The 17,485-nt window shown below is 55.5% G+C and carries 17 protein-coding genes and 1 other annotated feature; of the genes, 10 read left to right on the top strand and 7 right to left on the bottom strand.

The annotated features are described in order from the left end of the window. Positions 1-3: 3 nt before the first annotated feature. From trpD to trpL, 3 genes are all read right to left on the bottom strand, one after another. The gene (trpD, locus tag IM317_RS10320) at positions 4-1,599 is read right to left on the bottom strand and encodes a bifunctional anthranilate synthase glutamate amidotransferase component TrpG/anthranilate phosphoribosyltransferase TrpD (RefSeq protein WP_033145746.1); all 1,596 of its coding nucleotides are present in this window, start codon (positions 1,597-1,599) and stop codon (positions 4-6) included. After that, complete coding sequence (locus IM317_RS10315; protein WP_033145745.1) at positions 1,599-3,161, bottom strand: anthranilate synthase component 1; 1,563 nt, start codon at positions 3,159-3,161, stop codon at positions 1,599-1,601. The genes trpD and IM317_RS10315 overlap by 1 nt, the downstream gene beginning before the upstream one ends. A gap of 23 nt (positions 3,162-3,184) precedes the next feature. Continuing rightward, positions 3,185-3,278 (bottom strand) — a sequence feature (Trp leader region). Then, the gene (gene trpL, locus IM317_RS24250; protein ID WP_106993556.1) at positions 3,255-3,299 is read right to left on the bottom strand and encodes a trp operon leader peptide; all 45 of its coding nucleotides are present in this window, start codon (positions 3,297-3,299) and stop codon (positions 3,255-3,257) included. It overlaps the preceding feature by 24 nt. A 139-nt stretch (positions 3,300-3,438) precedes the next feature. Between trpL and rnm the strand changes: the two genes are divergently transcribed. The 3 genes from rnm (at position 3,439) to rluB (ending at position 5,909) form a co-directional block, all read left to right on the top strand. Next, entirely contained in the window at positions 3,439-4,320 is an 882-nt protein-coding gene (gene rnm / locus IM317_RS10305; RefSeq protein WP_032656720.1) for an RNase AM, read from the top strand. Next, the gene (locus IM317_RS10300; RefSeq protein ID WP_003856793.1) at positions 4,317-4,937 is read left to right on the top strand and encodes an L-threonylcarbamoyladenylate synthase; all 621 of its coding nucleotides are present in this window, start codon (positions 4,317-4,319) and stop codon (positions 4,935-4,937) included. Before rnm ends, IM317_RS10300 begins: the two co-directional genes overlap by 4 nt. A 96-nt stretch (positions 4,938-5,033) precedes the next feature. Further along, on the top strand, positions 5,034-5,909 hold the full coding sequence (rluB, locus tag IM317_RS10295; RefSeq protein WP_023312076.1) for a 23S rRNA pseudouridine(2605) synthase RluB: 876 nt from the start codon (positions 5,034-5,036) through the stop codon (positions 5,907-5,909). A gap of 35 nt (positions 5,910-5,944) precedes the next feature. Here rluB and cobO read toward each other — a convergent pair whose 3' ends face one another. Both cobO and IM317_RS10285 read right to left on the bottom strand, forming a co-directional pair. Beyond that, positions 5,945-6,535 carry a cob(I)yrinic acid a,c-diamide adenosyltransferase gene (cobO, locus tag IM317_RS10290; RefSeq protein WP_033145744.1) on the bottom strand — a complete coding sequence of 197 codons (591 nt, stop codon included), beginning with the start codon at positions 6,533-6,535 and terminating at the stop codon, positions 5,945-5,947. Beyond that, complete coding sequence (locus IM317_RS10285) at positions 6,532-7,293, bottom strand: YciK family oxidoreductase (protein ID WP_033145743.1); 762 nt, start codon at positions 7,291-7,293, stop codon at positions 6,532-6,534. The genes cobO and IM317_RS10285 overlap by 4 nt, the downstream gene beginning before the upstream one ends. A 251-nt stretch (positions 7,294-7,544) precedes the next feature. Here IM317_RS10285 and sohB point away from each other — a divergent pair, with 251 nt between their 5' ends. Beyond that, positions 7,545-8,591, top strand: coding sequence for a protease SohB (sohB, locus tag IM317_RS10280; protein WP_033145742.1), 1,047 nt, complete (start codon positions 7,545-7,547; stop codon positions 8,589-8,591). Between the two features lie 34 nt (positions 8,592-8,625). On the opposite strand, the gene IM317_RS10275 is transcribed toward sohB, so the two are convergent. Then, positions 8,626-8,877, bottom strand: coding sequence for a YciN family protein (locus IM317_RS10275; protein WP_023312072.1), 252 nt, complete (start codon positions 8,875-8,877; stop codon positions 8,626-8,628). A 399-nt stretch (positions 8,878-9,276) separates the two neighbouring features. Here IM317_RS10275 and topA point away from each other — a divergent pair, with 399 nt between their 5' ends. The 6 genes from topA to acnA all read left to right on the top strand — a co-directional run bounded on the left by topA (position 9,277) and on the right by acnA (position 16,762). Continuing rightward, positions 9,277-11,874: a type I DNA topoisomerase gene (topA, locus tag IM317_RS10270; protein WP_033145741.1), complete on the top strand. Its 2,598-nt coding sequence runs from the start codon at positions 9,277-9,279 to the stop codon at positions 11,872-11,874. A gap of 187 nt (positions 11,875-12,061) precedes the next feature. Continuing rightward, positions 12,062-13,036: an HTH-type transcriptional regulator CysB gene (gene cysB, locus IM317_RS10265; RefSeq protein WP_008502814.1), complete on the top strand. Its 975-nt coding sequence runs from the start codon at positions 12,062-12,064 to the stop codon at positions 13,034-13,036. A gap of 338 nt (positions 13,037-13,374) precedes the next feature. Then, positions 13,375-13,515, top strand: coding sequence for a YmiA family putative membrane protein (locus IM317_RS10260; RefSeq protein ID WP_213327741.1), 141 nt, complete (start codon positions 13,375-13,377; stop codon positions 13,513-13,515). Between the two features lie 2 nt (positions 13,516-13,517). Continuing rightward, the gene (locus IM317_RS10255) at positions 13,518-13,688 is read left to right on the top strand and encodes a hypothetical protein (protein WP_032656727.1); all 171 of its coding nucleotides are present in this window, start codon (positions 13,518-13,520) and stop codon (positions 13,686-13,688) included. Positions 13,689-13,826: 138 nt separating this feature from the next. After that, entirely contained in the window at positions 13,827-13,925 is a 99-nt protein-coding gene (gene ymiC, locus IM317_RS23930) for a small membrane protein YmiC (RefSeq protein WP_032623144.1), read from the top strand. Positions 13,926-14,086: 161 nt separating this feature from the next. Beyond that, complete coding sequence (acnA, locus tag IM317_RS10250; RefSeq protein ID WP_033145740.1) at positions 14,087-16,762, top strand: aconitate hydratase AcnA; 2,676 nt, start codon at positions 14,087-14,089, stop codon at positions 16,760-16,762. A 37-nt stretch (positions 16,763-16,799) separates the two neighbouring features. Here acnA and ribA read toward each other — a convergent pair whose 3' ends face one another. Continuing rightward, positions 16,800-17,390 (bottom strand): GTP cyclohydrolase II, encoded by a 591-nt coding sequence (ribA, locus tag IM317_RS10245; protein WP_008501210.1) that lies wholly within the window; start codon positions 17,388-17,390, stop codon positions 16,800-16,802. Between the last annotated feature and the right edge of the window lie 95 nt (positions 17,391-17,485).

Genomic DNA, 17,485 nt, shown 5'->3' with positions numbered 1-17,485 from the left:
TCTTTACCCTCTTGCCGCAAGTGCGGTAACGCGATCGTAAGCTGCACCGGAGCGCAGTACATCCAGAACTTTTTGAACGTTGGCCTTCAGGTCTTCCTCACCGTGCAAACGCATCAGCATGGCGACGTTGGCAGCAACGGCGGCCTCATGGGCGACCTCTCCTTTACCTTGTAATAAGCGCGTGAGAATGTCACGGTTTTCTTCCGGCGTACCGCCTGCCAGCGCTTCCTGATGGTATGGCGCGAGGCCGAAGTCGGCAGCGTCCAGCTGATAGCTCAGGATTTCGCCGTCGCGCAGTTCGGCCACCAGCGTTGGCGCATGAAGAGAAACCTCATCCATACCGCCGCTGTGCACCACGGCGGCACGCTGATAGCCCAGCACGCGCAGCGTCTCGGCAATCGGCAGAACCAAGTCAGGGCTGTAAACGCCAATCAGCGCCAGCGGCGGGTGGGCCGGGTTGATCAGCGGGCCGAGCACGTTAAACAGCGTGCGGGTTTTGAGCTGCTGACGAACCGGCATCGCGTGGCGGAAACCGGTGTGGTACTTCGGCGCAAACAGGAAGCAGACGCCCAGGTCATCCAGCGCTTCGCGGGAACGCTCGGCGTTCATATCGAGGTTAATACCGAATGCGGCGAGCAGATCGGAAGAACCTGACCGGCTGGACACGCTGCGGTTACCGTGCTTCGCGACCTTCAAACCGCACGCCGCCGCCACGAAGGCGCTGGCGGTGGAGATATTGATGCTGTTACTGCCGTCACCGCCGGTACCGACGATATCCGCAAACTGATAGTCCGGGCGCGGGAACGGGGCGGCATTTTCCAGCAGGGCCGTAGCGGCACCGGCAATCTCCTGCGGGCTTTCACCGCGCACCTTCATGCTCACCAGCGCGGCTGCAAGCTGCTCAGGCTTCAGCTCACCGCGAACCACGGCGGAGAAGAGCTGATGGCTCTCCTGCTGGCTCAGGGTCTGCGCCTGGTACAGTTTTTCCAGAATCGGCTGCAGGGTGTTGGTCTGCTCCAGCTTCTGTAACGCCCAGTCGAGCGTCTGCTCCAGCAGGCGGGCGCCATGGGAGGTCAGGATTGATTCCGGGTGGAACTGCAGGCCGCAGACCCGGTCCGCGTCGTGGCGCACTGCCATCACCATGCCTTCAAACGAGGCGTTGATCGTCAGCCCGGCGGGAATATTGCTGCCAACCAGCGAGTGATAGCGCGCGACCGGGAGCGGGTTCGGCAGCCCGGCAAACATCGCCTGGCCGTCATGTTCAATGCTGGACGCTTTACCGTGCAGGATCTCACCCGCCTGGCCAACGTAGCCGCCATAGGCTTCAACAATCGCCTGATGGCCGAGGCAGATGCCGACGATCGGCAGTTTGCCGCGCATGCGGGTCAGCAGCTCCGGCATACAGCCCGCTTCGCTCGGCGCGCCTGGCCCTGGGGATAGCATCAGCACCGGGTTTTGCATGGTGGACAGACGGTCAATCAGGGTCTGCGCCGGAACGTGGTTGCGGTAGATAACGACGTTGTGGCCATTCGCACGCAGCTGATCTGCCAGGTTATAGGTAAAGGAGTCGATATTATCGAGCAGCAGAATGTCAGCCATCAGAAAATCTCCTGTGCATGGTGTGCGGTAGCAATGGCGCGAAGGACCGCACGGGCTTTACTGCGCGTTTCGTCAGCTTCAGACTGCGGAACAGAATCAAGAACAATCCCGGCACCCGCCTGGACGGTGGCGATACCGTCTTCGACATAGGCGGAGCGGATTACGATGCAGGTGTCGAGATCGCCGTGCGCGGTGAAGTAACCCACCGCGCCGCCGTAGCTGCCGCGACGGCGTCCTTCGGCGGCGGCAATCAGCTGCATGGCGCGGACTTTCGGCGCGCCGCTCAGGGTGCCCATGTTCATGCAGGCGCGGTAGGCGTGCAGCACGTCGAGATCGTGGCGCAGCTCGCCGACCACGCGGGAGACCAGGTGCATCACGAACGAATAGCGGTCGACTTTGGTCAGGTCCGCCACGTAGCGGCTGCCGGGAGTACAAATGCGTGCCAGATCGTTACGCGCCAGGTCAACCAGCATCAGGTGCTCGGAGAGTTCTTTGTGGTCGGTACGCATTTCGAGTTCGATGCGGCTGTCCAGATCGCGGTCAAGCGAGCCATCGGCGCGACGCCCGCGCGGACGGGTTCCGGCAATCGGGTAGATCTCAATCTGACGGCTGGTGGCGTCGTATTTCAGCGAGCTTTCCGGCGAGGCGCCGAACAGCGTGAATTCGTTGTCCTGCATGAAGAACATGTACGGGCTTGGGTTACTCTTTTTCAGCACGTCGTAGGCTGCGAGCGGCGACGGGCAGGGCAGCGAGAAGCGACGGGACGGCACGACCTGGAAAATTTCCCCGGCGCGAATCGCTTTTTGCATCTGGCGAACCACGGCGCCGTACTGATCGTCAGTCTGGTTAACGTCGCAGGTCATTTTTTCCACGCGCTGCACCGGCAGCGCGGGCGGCGCTTCCGTCATCTGCTGCTGCAGCTGAGCGATGCGGTATTCGAGACGTTTTTTCTCAGCGGCAGACGGCGTGAACAGGCTTGCCTGGATGCGGGTGTATTGCTTCTGGTGATCGATCACCAGCAGGGTTTCAGCCAGATAGAAGCAATAGTCCGGGCAGCGATTACCCTGCTCGGTTTCCGGCAAATCTTCAAAACCGGCAACCAGGTCATAAGCAAACAGCCCGCCGAAGAACATCGCTTCACGCTCGTCTTCCGGCACGGTGACCAGATTCTGCAGCAGGCGGAAGGCATCGAAAACGGACAGGGAGCAGAGGCGCGCGTCTTCGTCCAGCAGCTGGCTCACCGGCGGGAAATGCAGAATGCGCATTTCTGGATGGCGTTCATTTTCAATGCCTGACGGCAGGGCGGCATCCAGCAGCGGCAGCAGCGATGCGCCATTGTCTGATAATGCCTTGATGGTGACAGTGTCACCTAAAGCGGTAATGCGCAGCGCGCTATCGACCAGCAGCAGGCTTTTGAGATCGTCCTTGCTGTCGATATCCGCCGATTCCAGCAGCAGCGTTGCCGGACGTGCCCCGCACACCTGATGAAACAGCGCGGTCGGGTTGTGGCGATAGGCCGCCTCGCAGGTCAGCAGTTCGAGATGAGGTTTGGCTGTTTGCATGTTGTTGTTCTCATATTTTGTTCAAAAAAAAGCCCGCTGGGTAGCGGGCGGGTATCTGTTTGCATTTCGCAGACGCGTGACACTGCCCGAAGATCAGGAAGTGCGCCACCAGCCGTGCAGAGTGAAATGTGCTGTCATTTTCAGATACCTTTCTCGTGTGAACTTGCGTACTAGTTAACTAGTTCGATGGCAAGTTGTCAACCCTTGATTTCAGAATTTCGCGTTAAGTCGGTATCATGGTGTTTTCGGATGTCTCCAACCTGTTATGGGAAGTGCTTTGAGCGATACCACCTACGCCATTATTTATGATTTACACAGCCATACTCAGGCCTCTGATGGCCTGCTGACACCCGAAGCCCTGGTTCATCGCGCCGTTGAAATGCGTGTCGGCACGCTGGCGATAACCGATCACGATACGACAGATGCCATTCCGGCGGCGCGCGCCGAGATCGCCCGCAGCGGGCTGGCGCTGAATCTGGTGTCCGGCGTCGAGATCTCGACCGTCTGGGAAAACCATGAGATTCATATTGTTGGCCTGAATATCGATATAGACCATCCGGCACTTACGGCATTTTTGCAAGAACAAAAAACGCGCCGCAACCAGCGCGCAGAGATGATCGGCGAGCGTCTGGAAAAGGCGCATATTCCGGGCGCGCTGGAAGGCGCGCAAAAGATGGCGAACGGCGGGGCGGTCACCCGCGGTCATTTCGCCCGTTTTCTGGTCGACGCGGGCAAAGCGACGACCATGGCGGACGTCTTTAAAAAGTATCTGGCGCGCGGTAAAACCGGATACGTTCCGCCACAGTGGTGTACAATAAAACAAGCTATTGATGTGATTCATCATTCTGGCGGTAAGGCCGTGCTGGCCCATCCTGGGCGGTATAATCTTTCTGCTAAATGGCTGAAAAGGCTGCTGGCACACTTTGCCGAATGCGGTGGCGAGGCGATGGAAGTCGCCCAGTGTCAGCAGGCGCCCAACGAGCGCGCGCAGCTCGCGACCTATGCCCGCCAGTTCGGCCTGCTTGGGTCACAGGGCTCTGATTTCCATCAGCCCTGCGCGTGGATCGAACTGGGGCGCAAGCTCTGGTTGCCCGCTGGCGTTGAGCCGGTCTGGCAGCTCTGGGAACAGCCGCAGCAAATTGAAGAGAGGGAAGTATGAGTCAGTTTTTCTATATCCATCCGGATAACCCGCAGCCACGTCTGATCAACCAGGCCGTGGAGATCGTCCGCAAAGGCGGCGTGATTGTCTACCCGACCGATTCAGGCTACGCGCTGGGCTGTAAAATTGAAGATAAAGGGGCAATGGAACGCATTTGCCGTATTCGCCAGCTGCCGGACGGCCATAACTTTACCCTGATGTGCCGCGATCTCTCTGAGTTGTCGACCTATGCGTATGTTGATAACGTGGCGTTTCGCCTGATTAAGAACAACACGCCGGGCAACTACACCTTCATCCTGAAGGGCACGAAGGAAGTACCGCGTCGTCTGCTGCAGGAGAAACGCAAAACCATCGGCATGCGCGTGCCGTCGAACCCGATTGCGCAGGCGCTGCTGGAAACCCTCGGCGAACCGATGCTTTCTACCTCGCTGATGCTGCCCGGAAGCGAGTTTACCGAGTCCGATCCGGAAGAGATCAAAGATCGTCTGGAGAAGGTGGTCGAGCTGATTATTCACGGCGGCTATCTCGGCCAGCAGCCGACCACCGTGGTCGACTTAACCGAAGATGCACCGGAAGTGATTCGTGAAGGCGTGGGTGACGTAAAGCCTTTCTTGTAAAGGTATAAGCAGATATACTACGCGGCCATCAAAGCAGGGCTCAGCCCTCTTTTGACCTGATTCGACGCCTGTGAAGGCGACACCTGAGGAAGCTCAATGAGCGAGAAGTTACAGAAAGTGCTGGCGCGTGCCGGCCACGGTTCACGCCGTGAAATCGAAGCCATTATTGAAGCGGGCCGCGTGAGTGTGGACGGTAAAATCGCCACGCTGGGTGACCGCGTAGAAATCGTACCGGGGCTGAAGATCCGCATCGACGGTCATCTTATCTCCGTTAAAGAGTCCGCGGAACAGATCTGCCGCGTGCTGGCTTACTACAAGCCGGAAGGCGAGCTGTGCACCCGCAACGACCCGGAAGGTCGTCCGACGGTGTTTGACCGTCTGCCTAAACTGCGTGGCGCTCGCTGGATTGCCGTCGGCCGTCTGGACGTGAACACCTGCGGTCTGCTGCTGTTTACCACTGATGGTGAACTGGCAAACCGTCTGATGCACCCAAGCCGTGAAGTGGAACGTGAATACGCGGTGCGCGTATTTGGCCAGGTTGATGAAAATAAACTGCGCGATCTGTCGCGTGGCGTTCAGCTGGAAGACGGTCCTGCGGCATTCAAAACCATCAAATTTACCGGTGGGGAAGGCATTAACCAGTGGTACAACGTGACCCTGACCGAAGGCCGTAACCGCGAGGTGCGTCGTCTCTGGGAAGCGGTAGGCGTGCAGGTTAGCCGCCTGATCCGCGTCCGTTACGGCGACATTCTGCTGCCGAAAGGTCTGCCGCGCGGTGGGTATACCGAACTGGATCTGACCCAAACCAACTACCTGCGCGAGCTGGTCGGCCTGACGCCGGAAACCACCTCAAAAGTGGCGGTGGAAAAAGATCGTCGACGCATGAAGGCGAATCAGATCCGTCGCGCAGTGAAGCGACACAGCCAGGTGAGCAGCAGCCGCCGCTCCGGCAGCCGTAACAACAACGGTTAATATAAAAGCCCGGTCAACGAACCGGGCTTTTTTCTTTAGTAATCAATTCCAATTTGCGCTTTGATGCCTGCATCAAACGCATGTTTGACCGGACGCAGCTCGCTGACGGTATCGGCCATCTCCAGAATATCCCGATGACATCCGCGCCCCGTAACGATAACCGTCTGGTGTACAGGACGATTCATCAGAGCATCCAGCACGGCTTCCAGCGGCAGGTAGTCGTAGGCGACCATGTAGGTGATCTCATCCAGCAGAACCATATTCAGAGAGGGATCGGCCAGCATTCTCTTTGCATGCTCCCAGACGGCGAGACAGGCGGCGGTGTCGGTTTCCCGGTTCTGAGTATCCCACGTAAACCCGGTCGCCATCACCTGAAACTCAACGCCGTGAGGCTCAAGTAAATTCCGCTCACCGTTGGGCCATTCGCCTTTGATAAACTGGATCACGCCCACTTTTTGCCCGTGTCCAACGGCGCGTGTCGCCGTGCCGAATGCGGCGGTGGTTTTCCCTTTTCCGTTGCCGGTAAAAACGATGACGATCCCACGTTCGTCCTGGGCTGCCGCGACGCGCGCATCGACCTGTTCTTTCAGACGCTGCTGGCGCTGCTGATGACGTTCTTCACTCATTGCGAAATTCCTGGTTTACGTCCCGGCTGGGCGTCAAAGGTCATCCCGGTTTTGCGGCGGCTGTCGTCGCCCATCAGCCAGAGATAGAGCGGCATAATGTCTGCCGGGGTTTTCAGCTTCTGCGGATCTTCGCTCGGGAACGCGCTGGCGCGCATTTTGGTGCGCGTACCGCCCGGGTTAATGCAGTTTACGCGCAGATGGCGGCTCTGGTACTCCTCCGCCAGCACCTGCATCATGCCTTCGGTCGCGAATTTTGAAACGGCATAGGCTCCCCAATTTGCGCGCCCTTCACGGCCTACGCTGGAGGAGGTAAAGACCAGGGAGCCTGACTCGGATTTGAGTAATAAAGGAAGCAATGCCTGGGTGAGGAAAAACGTGCCGTTGACGTTAACCTGCATCACCTGCTGCCAGATATCCGGATCCTGTTCATCCATAGGCCGCACCTCTCCAAGCAGACCGGCGTTATGCAGCACGCCGTCGAGCCGTGGATAGTGGGTGCTGATGCGTCGGGCTAATTCCTGGCACACCGCGGGCGTGCAGGTCAGTAAATCGAGCGTATACCACGGAACCGGAGTGCCGTATGCGGCCTCAATCTCCTGAGCGACGCTTTTCAATTTTTCTTCGTTGCGCCCTACCAGAATAACGTTCGCGCCGTACTCGGCGTAGGTCAGGGCTGCCTCGCGGCCAATCCCATCGCTGGCACCGGTGACAAGAATGATCCGGTTCTGCAGCAGATTTTTTTGCGGTTGATAATGCACGGTGGCTCCTCAGGTGCCCGGTGATTCAGTGGCACCTTCATAATGACTTTTCGGCTTTATGCCCGAATTAGCATGAGAATTCAATCAGTCTACAGGACGCATTACTGTAAAATTAACAATTTGCAAATATTTAAACTACACGCCGGGGATTCCTGAAGGCGGCTCGCAGAGGTAATGTCACGAGCGAGACGCATGGGCAGGGCTGTTGTACACTGCCGTGAAAGATTCGTGGTTAAATCAAGGTGGAACGCGTGGAATTACTTTCTCAATATGGGTTGTTTTTGGCCAAAATCGCAACGGTGGTGGTTGCCATTGCGGTGGTAGCCGTTCTGATTGCCAACCTGACGCAGCGCAAGCGTCAGCGTGGGGAGTTACGCATCACCCGCCTGAGCGAGCAGTATAAAGAGATGCAGGAAGAGATGTCTCTCGCGCTGCTTGATAGTCATCAACAGAAACTGTGGCTGAAAGCGCAGAAGAAAAAGCATAAACAGGATGCCAAAGCGGCAAAAGCAAAAGCGAAGCTCAATGCACCGCAGGATAAGGCCGCGCCACGCGTTTACGTGCTCGATTTTAAGGGCAGTATGGATGCGCATGAAGTGTCTTCTCTGCGGGAAGAAGTGACTGCCGTTCTGGCCGTGGCGACACCGCAGGATCAGGTTGTCGTGCGTCTTGAAAGCCCGGGCGGGGTCGTTCACGGTTACGGACTGGCCGCCTCACAGCTGCAGCGCCTGCGTGAAAAACAGATCCCGCTGACCGTTGCCGTGGATAAAGTGGCCGCGAGCGGTGGCTACATGATGGCCTGCGTGGCGGACAAAATTGTTGCCGCGCCGTTCTCCATTATTGGCTCGATCGGCGTGGTCGCGCAAATTCCGAACTTTAACCGCTTCCTGAAAAATAAAGAGATTGATATCGAACTTCACACGGCGGGTCAATACAAACGTACCCTGACGCTGCTGGGGGAAAACACGGAAGAAGGGCGTCAAAAATTCCGCGAAGATCTCAACGAAACGCATCATCTCTTTAAAGATTTTGTACACCGTATGCGCCCAACGCTCGACATTGAACAGGTCGCGACGGGCGAGCACTGGTACGGCGTCCAGGCGCAGGAGAAAGGGCTGGTGGATGAAGTCGGAACCAGCGACGATCTGCTGCTCAATCTGATGGAAGGCCGGGAACTGGTGGGCGTGCGCTTTACCCAGCGTAAGCGACTCCTTGACCGCTTTACCAACAGTGCGGCAGAAAGCGCGGACCGTCTGCTGCTGCGCTGGCTACAGCGCGGACAAAAACCGCTGCTGTAAACAAAAACGCGAGGCATATGCCTCGCGTTTTGCATTAATCGACCAGGTGATATTTCTCTGAAAGCGTATGCGCCAGGTATTTGAACATGTTAAAAACGGCGGTGCTTTTCGGGGTCGGTAAACCCTGTTCGTCAAGGAAGTATTCGCCGCTGAAAATCAGCACGCCATTACGCTGCTCTACGCCGGTGGCTTCAATGCCCGCCAGCGTATCTTCATGGTCACGGATAAGCTTGTTTGCTTCGATAAGCAGAGAGGCTCGGTCAATAGGTTGGGTCGTATTCTGCATAATCCACTCCTTAAACAGTGACAATAGTCTACGCCGAGGGCGCTTTGGGGGCAAATTTTCCCTGTAATGTGAGGGGATAAGGTGCAGGGTCCTGGCTGGCGTGATCTGCTTTTGCATGCTAATAAAGTTGCGTAACGAATTTTATCAGGTAGAGTGTGCGCTTTCGTCATTCTGGCAACAGAATTGCTTGACATTCAACCGGGAATTCGTCACGAATTACACGAGATGTGAGAAAAATACCCGAAAACTCAATCACCTGGGCGTCTTCTCATTAACGTCCGGTAAGTCAAAGGGGTTGATATCTCCTGACGCAGTCGCAATATCATTGGCTCGTCGTCAGCGGAAGGGAAATCAACGTGCGGCGTATTCCTGGAAGAATTAAATTAGGTAAAGGTGAATATGGGTAAAGCTCTCGTCATCGTTGAGTCCCCGGCAAAAGCCAAAACGATCAATAAGTATCTGGGTAATGACTACGTGGTTAAGTCCAGCGTCGGTCATATCCGCGATTTGCCGACCAGTGGCTCAGCCAGCAAAAAGAGCGCAGACTCTACCTCCACCAAAGGGGCTAAAAAGCCTAAAAAGGATGAACGTAGCGCGCTTGTCAACCGCATGGGTGTTAACCCATGGCATAACTGGGATGCACAATATGAAGTGCTGCCCGGGAAAGAAAAAGTCGTTAACGAGCTGAAGCAGCTTGCTGAAAAAGCAGACCACATCTATCTCGCAACCGACCTTGACCGCGAAGGGGAAGCCATTGCGTGGCACCTGCGGGAAGTGATCGGTGGTGATGACAAACGCTACAGCCGTGTAGTGTTTAACGAAATTACGAAGAATGCGATTCGTCAGGCGTTTGAGAAGCCGGGCGAACTGAATATCGACCGCGTAAACGCACAGCAGGCTCGTCGCTTTATGGACCGCGTTGTGGGCTACATGGTCTCTCCACTGCTGTGGAAGAAGATTGCCCGTGGCCTGTCCGCAGGGCGTGTGCAATCCGTCGCCGTGCGTCTGGTCGTTGAGCGTGAGCGCGAAATTAAAGCCTTCGTGCCGGAAGAGTTCTGGGAAGTCGATGCCAATGTGACCACGCCGGGCGGTGACGCTCTGCCGCTGCAGGTGAGCCATCACAACGACAAGCCTTTCCGTCCAGAAAACCGCGACCAGACTATGGCCGCCGTAGCGCTGCTGGAAAAAGCACGCTATCAGGTGCTGGAACGTGAAGACAAACCGACCAGCAGCAAGCCAGGGGCACCGTTTATTACCTCCACGCTGCAACAGGCTGCAAGCACGCGTCTGGGTTATGGCGTGAAGAAGACCATGATGATGGCGCAGCGCCTGTATGAAGCGGGCTACATCACCTACATGCGTACCGACTCAACCAACCTGAGCCAGGACGCGGTCAGCATGGTGCGCGGCTACATCAGTGACAATTTCGGTAAGAAATACCTGCCTGAAAGCGCTAACCAGTTCGCCAGCAAAGAGAACTCTCAGGAAGCACACGAAGCGATTCGTCCTTCTGACGTCTCGGTGTTAGCGGAATCGCTGAAAGACATGGAAGCCGACGCGCAGAAGCTGTATCAGCTGATCTGGCGCCAGTTCGTGGCGTGCCAGATGACGCCAGCGCAGTACGACTCCACCACGCTGACCGTTGGCGCGGGTGAGTTCCGTCTCAAAGCGCGCGGTCGTATCCTGCGTTTCGACGGCTGGACGAAGGTGATGCCAGCGCTGCGTAAAGGTGATGAAGACCGAACGCTACCGGCGGTAAATAAAGGGGATGAGCTCTCGCTGGTTGACCTCGTGCCAGCCCAGCACTTCACCAAGCCGCCTGCGCGCTTCAGTGAAGCGTCCCTGGTGAAAGAGCTGGAAAAACGCGGTATTGGTCGTCCGTCGACCTACGCGTCCATCATCTCGACGATCCAGGACCGTGGCTACGTACGCGTTGAAAACCGCCGTTTCTATGCGGAAAAAATGGGTGAGATCGTCACTGACCGTCTGGAAGCAAACTTCCGTGAGTTGATGAACTACGATTTCACCGCGCAAATGGAAGACAGCCTCGACCAGGTTGCCAGCCATCAGGCGGAATGGAAAAAGGTACTCGACAGCTTCTTCAGCGACTTTACCGACCAGCTTGAAAAAGCGGAGAAAGACCCTGAAGAGGGCGGCATGCTGCCTAACCAGATGGTTCTGACCAGCATCGACTGTCCAACCTGCGGCCGCAAGATGGGGATCCGCACCGCAACCACGGGCGTGTTTCTTGGCTGCTCCGGCTATGCGCTGTCACCAAAAGAGCGCTGCAAAACCACCATCAACCTGGTGCCTGAGAACGAAGTTCTCAACGTGCTGGAAGGTGACGATGCGGAAACTAACGCTCTGCGTGCCAAACGCCGCTGCAAGAAATGCGGCACGGCAATGGACAGCTACCTGATCGATCCAAAACGTAAGCTGCACGTCTGCGGTAATAACCCAACGTGTGACGGGTATGAGATCGAAGAGGGCGAGTTCCGCATTAAAGGCTATGACGGCCCGATTGTGGAATGCGAGAAGTGCGGCTCTGAAATGCACCTGAAAATGGGGCGTTTCGGTAAGTACATGGCCTGTACCAACGACGAGTGTAAAAACACGCGCAAAATTCTGCGTAACGGGGAAGTGGCTCCTCCGAAGGAAGATCCGGTTCCGCTGCCAGAACTGCCGTGCGAGAAATCCGACGCGTACTTCGTGCTGCGTGATGGTGCCGCAGGTGTCTTCCTGGCCGCCAACACCTTCCCGAAATCGCGTGAAACGCGCGCGCCGCTGGTGGAAGAGTTGCATCGCTTCCGCGATCGTCTGCCTGAGAAACTGCGTTATCTGGCCGATGCGCCACAGCAGGATCCGGAAGGCAACAAAACCGTGGTACGGTTTAGCCGTAAAACTAAGCAGCAGTATGTTGCGGCCGAGAAAGAGGGTAAAGCGACCGGATGGTCAGCCTTCTTTGTCGATGGCAAATGGGTTGAAGGCAAGAAATAATCTTCCCTTACCGTAACTTACCTGTAAAAGGGCCGGATTTCCGGCCCTTTTTTATTGCCTTGTTATTATTTTTTGTTCCGTACTATACAGTCAGGCTATAAATGATATAGTGGTTATAGTTAACCTGTTTCTTATTATTAAATCGTCTTAAGCGATTGACCGCATGCGCTAAATCGGATGGTCTGGCATGAAATTACAGCAGCTTCGTTATATCGTTGAGGTGGTGAATCATAACCTTAACGTCTCTTCTACCGCCGAGGGGTTGTATACCTCGCAACCGGGCATCAGCAAACAAGTTCGTATGCTGGAGGACGAGTTAGGTATCCAGATATTTGCCCGCAGCGGTAAGCATCTCACCCAGGTGACGCCTGCGGGGCAGGAAATCATCCGCATTGCGCGGGAAGTCCTCTCTAAAGTCGACGCAATTAAGTCGGTGGCAGGGGAACACACCTGGCCGGATAAAGGTTCGCTGTATATTGCCACGACGCATACCCAGGCGCGCTATGCGCTTCCCGGCGTTATCAAAGGCTTTATCGAGCGTTATCCCCGCGTCTCTTTGCATATGCACCAGGGCTCGCCAACGCAAATTGCTGAAGCCGTTTCCAAGGGGAATGCAGACTTTGCCATCGCCACCGAAGCGCTTCACCTGTATGACGATCTGGTGATGCTTCCATGCTATCACTGGAACCGTTCTATCGTGGTGACCCCCGATCACCCCTTGGCGGGCAAAGGGTCGGTGACTATCGAAGAGCTGGCGCAATATCCGCTGGTAACGTATACGTTTGGCTTTACCGGACGGTCCGAGCTTGATACGGCCTTTAACCGGGCAGGGTTAACGCCGCGCATTGTCTTTACCGCGACGGATGCCGACGTGATTAAAACCTATGTGCGGCTTGGTCTGGGGGTGGGCGTTATTGCCAGCATGGCGGTGGATCCGGTATCAGACCCTGACCTGGTGCGACTTGATGCGCATGATGTTTTCAGTCATAGCACCACAAAGATTGGCTTCCGTCGCAGCACCTTCCTGCGCAGCTATATGTATGATTTTATTCAGCGCTTTGCCCCTCATTTAACGCGTGACGTGGTTGATACCGCCGTTGCATTACGCTCAAATGAAGATATTGAAGAGATGTTTAAAGACATCAAACTCCCCGAAAAATAATCACACCCGGTATCTTTCCCTTAGGGAAAGATACCGAAATAACGCCTCAAAGCTAAATTAGAATTATCATCATCTGCGTATCCCCTGTCATATAATGTCATTATCCATTTAATCCGTATGGTTATAATGTCGTGAATTGGCGACAAAAGTAGAAACTAATTTACGCCTTCGCAAATTTTTCTTTTCAATTATTTATTTCTGGTCAAAAGATTGAATATTTCATACCTTCCGGTGCGTAAATTCACTGGCTTTTCGGCTAAAGTTTCTTTAGGATTTATCTCAACAGATGATTAATTGTACCAATTGTTTGGTCCTAAATGATAAGCGATGTCGATTGTATGAGGTTAGCAATGCCTTCAGGAAGTGAAGAACCGCAAAGGGATCCTGCGCTCAAGCGTAAAGCCTGGCTGGCGGTCTTTCTCGTCTCTACCCTGTTTTGGGTGGTGGTTGCTCTCCTGGCCTGGAAATATTGGGGTTAAATATGGCAGTGACGGTACGTACAGAAACGGTAAAACAGATGTGTCAGCATCGTGACAACGGCCACAGAGGGCGTAAAGCACCTGCGACTGTTGTACCCGCGTCCTGGAAACTGACGCCGCAGCAGCAAGCGTTTATTGATGTGTTCGCAGAAGACGAACCCAAAAAACAATAATTTAGTTAATTGCGTAATGATGCAAATAGTCTGAATATCGACTCTGCACTTTCGTACTCTTTAATAAATACACATCAGCAATATAGCACTGAGGACTTACCTCGGAACTTTTAATAAATAATGCCTGGTGTCCCTATGATGAATAACATGACGTCTCACAAATACTGGTCATGGATCGGCGTTTTTACCGTGTCGATTCTGTTCTGGAGTCAGCTCATCTGGTTGGCCCTCCACTAAATTGTAAAACCTCGCTACGGCGGGGTTTTTTGTTTTCCCTTTCTGGACCAATCCTAAATTTATCAATTTGGGTTGTTATCAAAACGTTACGACATCTTTGTGTTATCTTTAATTACGGCCCTGATGATTGTCGGGGCATCTCTGTGATTAAGGAGGAGCTTATGTCGTTAACCCTACGCGAAGCCAGTAAGGATACGTTACAGGCAGAAAATAAAACCTGGCATTACTACAGCCTGCCGCTGGCTGCCAGAACGCTTGGGGACATTTCGCGTTTACCCAAGTCATTGAAAGTTTTACTGGAAAATCTATTGCGCTGGCAGGACGGTGACTCTGTCACCCTCGATGATATCCAGGCGCTGGCAGGGTGGCTGGAAAATGCCCATGCCGACAGAGAAATCGCCTACCGCCCGGCCAGGGTGCTGATGCAGGACTTTACCGGTGTTCCTGCCGTCGTTGATTTAGCCGCGATGCGCGAGGCCGTTAAGCGTCTCGGCGGAGATACGGCAAAAGTGAATCCGCTTTCCCCCGTTGACCTTGTCATTGACCACTCCGTAACCGTTGACCGCTTTGGGGATGACGACGCCTTTGGCGAGAACGTGCGTCTGGAGATGGAGCGCAACCACGAGCGCTACGTGTTCCTGAAGTGGGGGCAGCAGGCGTTCAGCCGGTTTAGCGTGGTCCCGCCGGGGACCGGTATTTGTCACCAGGTTAACCTTGAATATCTGGGTAAAGCCGTCTGGAGTGAATTGCAGGATAAAGAATGGGTCGCCTATCCGGACACGCTGGTGGGCACGGACTCCCATACCACCATGATCAACGGTCTGGGCGTGCTGGGCTGGGGCGTCGGGGGTATCGAAGCGGAAGCGGCCATGCTCGGCCAGCCGGTGTCCATGCTTATCCCTGACGTGGTGGGCTTCAAGCTTACCGGCAAGCTGTCTGAAGGCATTACCGCCACCGATCTGGTGCTCACCGTCACCCAGATGCTGCGTAAGCATGGTGTGGTGGGCAAGTTTGTAGAATTCTACGGGGATGGCCTGGATTCGCTGCCGCTGGCCGACCGCGCCACCATTGCCAATATGGCGCCGGAATACGGTGCAACCTGCGGCTTTTTCCCCATCGATGACGTCACGCTGCAATACATGCGCCTTAGCGGGCGCAGCGAAGAGCAGGTCACGCTGGTGGAGGCCTATACCAAAGCGCAAGGCATGTGGCGAAACCCGGGCGATGAACCGGTCTTCACCAGCACGCTTGAACTCGATATGGGAAGCGTTGAGGCGAGCCTCGCCGGCCCGAAACGTCCGCAGGATCGGGTTGCGCTGAGTGACGTGCCAAAAGCCTTTGCCGCCAGCAATGCCCTTGAAGTGAACGTGGCGCAGAAAGATCACCGTCCGGTCGACTATGTTCTGAACGGACATCAGTATCAGCTCCCGGATGGCGCGGTTGTTATTGCGGCCATTACCTCCTGCACCAACACCTCGAACCCCAGCGTATTAATGGCGGCCGGTCTGCTGGCGAAAAAGGCGGTAGAGCTTGGGCTAAAACCTCAGCCATGGGTCAAGGCCTCGCTGGCACCGGGTTCCAAAGTGGTATCGGATTACCTGGCGCAGGCCAAACTGACGCCGTACCTTGACGAACTGGGCTTCAACCTCGTGGGCTACGGCTGTACGACCTGTATTGGTAACTCCGGCCCGCTGCCTGAACCCATTGAAACGGCGATCAAGCAGGGTGACCTGACGGTAGGCGCGGTCCTGTCCGGTAACCGAAACTTTGAAGGGCGTATTCACCCGCTGGTGAAAACCAACTGGCTCGCCTCACCGCCGCTGGTTGTGGCATATGCCCTTGCAGGGAACATGAATATCAACTTGGCGACCGACCCGATTGGTCACGATCGCAAGAACGATCCTGTATACCTGAAAGATATCTGGCCATCTTCACGTGAAATCGCGCTGGCCGTTGAAAAGGTCTCAACCGAGATGTTCCGCAAAGAGTATGCGGAGGTCTTTGAAGGCACGCCGGAGTGGAAAACCATCAACGTCGTGGGCTCAGATACCTACGACTGGCAGGATGACTCGACCTATATTCGTCTGTCGCCGTTCTTTGATGAGATGCTGGCCGAGCCGGCACCGCTTAAGGATATCCACGGCGCGCGCATACTGGCGATGCTGGGAGATTCCGTCACGACCGACCATATCTCTCCGGCGGGGAGTATCAAAGCCGATAGCCCGGCAGGCCGTTATCTGCAAAGCCGGGGCGTCGAACGCCGCGATTTTAACTCCTACGGATCGCGTCGCGGTAATCATGAAGTCATGATGCGCGGAACGTTTGCCAACATCCGCATTCGTAACGAAATGGCCCCGGGCGTGGAAGGGGGCATGACGCGCCATCTGCCGGGGACGGAAGTCGTTTCGATCTATGATGCGGCGGTCAAATATCAACAGGAAGGTACGCCGCTGGCGGTGATCGCCGGGAAAGAGTACGGTTCCGGCTCCAGCCGCGACTGGGCGGCGAAAGGTCCGCGTCTGCTTGGCGTTCGCGTGGTCATCGCTGAATCGTTCGAACGTATTCACCGCTCGAATCTGATCGGTATGGGGATCCTGCCGCTTGAGTTCCCGCAGGGCGTGACGCGTAAAACGCTGGGACTGACCGGGGAAGAGCAGATTGAGATTAGCGGTCTGCAAAATCTGCAGCCGGGGAAAACGGTGCCGGTGAAGTTAACGCGGGCAGACGGGAAAATCGAGGTGCTGGATTGCCGGTGCCGTATTGATACGGCAACCGAGCTGACCTATTACCAGAACGACGGCATTTTACATTATGTGATTCGTAAGATGCTGGACTGATAAAACGAGCCCGGCACCCGTGCCGGGCTTTTTAGCATCATTCTTTCAGCAGATGGCCCATTTTGGCGGCTTTGGTATCCAGGTAGTGGGCGTTTTTCGGGTTTCGGCCGACAATCAGCGGTACGCGCTCGACGATGTTGATCCCCGCTTCGGTCAGGATCTCCACTTTTTTCGGGTTATTGGTCAACAGGCGAACTTCGTCGACGCCCAGCAGCTTGAACATATCGGCGCATAAGGTGAAGTCGCGTTCGTCAGCGGCAAAGCCAAGCTGATGGTTTGCTTCAACCGTATCGTAGCCCTGGTCCTGAAGCGCGTAGGCGCGGATTTTATTCAGCAGACCAATATTACGACCTTCCTGACGGTGATAAAGCAGCACACCGCGGCCTTCTTCTGCAATATGAGACAGGGCGGCTTCCAGCTGGAAACCACAATCACAGCGCAGGCTGAACAGCGCGTCGCCGGTAAGACACTCTGAATGGACGCGGGACAGAACCGGCGTCTGCCCTGAAATGTCACCATAAACCAGCGCGACATGATCCTGTCCGGTTGCCAGTTCTTCAAAACCCACCATCAGGAAATCGCCCCATGGGGTTGGCAGTTTGGCTTCTGCCACACGTTTAAGCTGCATGTGATTCTCCAGAGTAGGCTGACACGTTTCGTGCCTTTGCCCTGTTTTGCTTTCTGTATCAGTTCATTTTGCCACAAGCTCAGCAGGTTCGCCTA

The sequence above is a fragment of the Enterobacter cloacae complex sp. S3 genome, from assembly GCF_014930495.1.
Lineage (GTDB): Bacteria > Pseudomonadota > Gammaproteobacteria > Enterobacterales > Enterobacteriaceae > Enterobacter > Enterobacter asburiae_B.
This window is presented reverse-complemented; position numbering and strand designations above follow the sequence as displayed.

Bases quoted from the DNA above. Each gene is read 5' to 3' on its own strand.
- cobO (WP_033145744.1), bottom strand. From the start codon at position 6,535: ATGAGTGAAGAACGTCATCAGCAGCGCCAGCAGCGTCTGAAAGAACAG.
- IM317_RS10260 (WP_213327741.1), top strand. From the start codon at position 13,375: ATGAGGTTAGCAATGCCTTCAGGAAGTGAAGAACCGCAAAGGGATCCT.
- acnA (WP_033145740.1), top strand. From the start codon at position 14,087: ATGTCGTTAACCCTACGCGAAGCCAGTAAGGATACGTTACAGGCAGAA.
- IM317_RS10315 (WP_033145745.1), bottom strand. From the start codon at position 3,161: ATGCAAACAGCCAAACCTCATCTCGAACTGCTGACCTGCGAGGCGGCC.
- ribA (WP_008501210.1), bottom strand. From the start codon at position 17,390: ATGCAGCTTAAACGTGTGGCAGAAGCCAAACTGCCAACCCCATGGGGC.
- ymiC (WP_032623144.1), top strand. From the start codon at position 13,827: ATGAATAACATGACGTCTCACAAATACTGGTCATGGATCGGCGTTTTT.
- topA (WP_033145741.1), top strand. From the start codon at position 9,277: ATGGGTAAAGCTCTCGTCATCGTTGAGTCCCCGGCAAAAGCCAAAACG.
- IM317_RS10300 (WP_003856793.1), top strand. From the start codon at position 4,317: ATGAGTCAGTTTTTCTATATCCATCCGGATAACCCGCAGCCACGTCTG.
- trpD (WP_033145746.1), bottom strand. From the start codon at position 1,599: ATGGCTGACATTCTGCTGCTCGATAATATCGACTCCTTTACCTATAAC.
- IM317_RS10275 (WP_023312072.1), bottom strand. From the start codon at position 8,877: ATGCAGAATACGACCCAACCTATTGACCGAGCCTCTCTGCTTATCGAA.
- cysB (WP_008502814.1), top strand. From the start codon at position 12,062: ATGAAATTACAGCAGCTTCGTTATATCGTTGAGGTGGTGAATCATAAC.
- rluB (WP_023312076.1), top strand. From the start codon at position 5,034: ATGAGCGAGAAGTTACAGAAAGTGCTGGCGCGTGCCGGCCACGGTTCA.
- IM317_RS10255 (WP_032656727.1), top strand. From the start codon at position 13,518: ATGGCAGTGACGGTACGTACAGAAACGGTAAAACAGATGTGTCAGCAT.